This window comes from Corynebacterium sp. KPL2850, from assembly GCF_040225855.1.
Lineage (GTDB): Bacteria > Actinomycetota > Actinomycetes > Mycobacteriales > Mycobacteriaceae > Corynebacterium.
The window spans coordinates 1-1,913 of sequence record NZ_JBEHFV010000066.1 but is presented as its reverse complement, the minus strand read 5'-3'; the positions used below and the strand labels follow the sequence as shown (position 1 = coordinate 1,913).

The window sequence follows — 1,913 nt, the reverse complement described above, 5'->3', positions numbered from 1 at the left end:
GTGGTGCGCTGTGGTGGTGCACCAGGTGGTGCGGCGGGGTGTGTGGGGATATAGGGCGTGGTGTGTGGCTGCATGCTGGGGAAATAGCGAAAGCGAACATAATACCCGTTATCGGACAAGAGTCATCTGCAGTCAGAGCAATCAGCGCAGGTATGTTTCTGGGAAGTGGTAGAGATACGCTTCCAAATACCCCTATAGCCACGTTCACTCCACCCCCATACTAGGGCACTACATAGCAACAGCAATCATGCCCGTTGAGGGTGAATCCACCCCTAAGGGAATGCAGTATCCACCGGCTCTAGCTACATACGTGCTGGCAAATGGGTATTTGTACAGGCATGGAATGCGTAAACCCATACGTCACGCGGTATGGCGTGCCATACCATCCACGTGGAATTGTGTCAACACCGCTTCTTGCGGGAAGGTCTGAAATCTGCGTAGGGTCGAGAGTGTAAACGAAAAATGCCCTCCCGGATCAGCCTGCAAGCATCGACCGGGAGGGACTGACACCCCCACTGACGTGGGGAAGAAAGGACATTGCTATGCCCATAACTCCACCTTACCTCACTCCAGTTGGTCAGCTAACAGCTGGCGTGCGCGTGCGGACCGCCCCGGATTCCCCACGGGAGCGAGACGGACGCCCACAGACCAACCGATTTTTCCCAGGCTGCCTAGCATGGCCAATTGAGGTCAGCCTCGTTATGAGCGAGCGCACAGGAAGCGATGGAGCCGTAGAACGCGAAGTGAAGGCATCCCGCGTCACCGTATGGGCCCCGGAACGACCAAGCATCGGAGATGATGATCTCGTATCCTTCCAGGGGCTCATGGCTGGCGCAGTAGATGGGTTGGTATTCCTGCAGGCCACAGGCGTAGACCGCGTGGAGGAGGCCGCGCATGAGCTCCTCTAATAGAAATGACGAGCTGGAGCAGCTACGCACAGCGGCTGACAGCGCAGACGCTGCTCTTCTCAGGGCCCTGCCGTGGATAATCTTCCTGGCGGTGACAGCAGCTGGATGCTACCTTCTTTTCTCTGAGCTGCAGAAAAGGTGGTGGTTTCGCTCCAAGGCTGCGTATCGTACGCATACGTGTCGAGAGAAAATCAGCGAGCGCTTCGGGCTGACCATCAATCGTGTATCTCGCGATGGGAAAATCGTCATAGCTCCAGGAGAGTCTGAAAAATGGCAGCGGCGGGGTCTAGAGGCAGAGCTGGCTCAGCACCTAAGAACCCCGATAAGACTATCCGTAAAAGACGGATGCGTATCTATCAGGGACGCTGTAAAGACACCGGGATATCTCCCAGGCAGAGCTCGCTTTTCCGCGACCACGGGTGAGATTCTCATCGGCGTAGATACACAAACAGGAGAGCAAGCCCGCATCGCACTGAAAGAAAAATCTGGCTTCATTTTGGCTGGTAAGCCCGGAAGCGGGAAGTCAGTTTTCCTAAATCAGTTGATAATGGCGCTTATGACTCGCTCTGAGGTGGTCACCTTCGACGGTAAACGCGACGATCCAGAAAAGATTCTGGAAAAAGTTGAATTCCTCCAAGAGACCATGAAAAAGCGTCTCGAAAAAGGCATCGATTACTGGAAGGTCGATACCAAAGACCGCCCGAAGCTTCTTCTCCTGGTGCTCGATGAGGCCCAAGCATGGTTCTCACCAGCATCAACGTCAAAGCAGGACAAGACCGCTGCAGCAGAACGCGAGGCCCTTGTGCGTGATCTCGTCCAGAGAGGTAGAAGCGCTGGTGTGCTCGTCGTCCTAGCGACGCAGCGCATGACGGCCGATGTCATCCCAACAGGTATCAGGGATTTGTGCGGCGTGAAAATGGTCGGCCGCGTAACGCGTCCAGAAGATTCCCAGCTCGTGCTGGGTGTGCGCCCAGGAGAAGGGGAACCCGACCCTCTACGGGCCAC

At 55.8% G+C, this 1,913-nt stretch carries 2 protein-coding genes; both read left to right on the top strand.

Features of this window, described 5'->3' with window-relative positions:
- The first annotated feature begins 701 nt into the window (after window positions 1-701).
- The gene (locus ABRP93_RS11555; protein WP_239270157.1) at window positions 702-908 is read left to right on the top strand and encodes a hypothetical protein; all 207 of its coding nucleotides are present in this window, start codon (window positions 702-704) and stop codon (window positions 906-908) included.
- Window positions 895-1,913, top strand: a 1,019-nt coding sequence (locus tag ABRP93_RS11550; RefSeq protein ID WP_349888013.1) for an FtsK/SpoIIIE domain-containing protein, incomplete at its 3' end; no start/stop codon positions are given. The genes ABRP93_RS11555 and ABRP93_RS11550, both read left to right, overlap by 14 nt.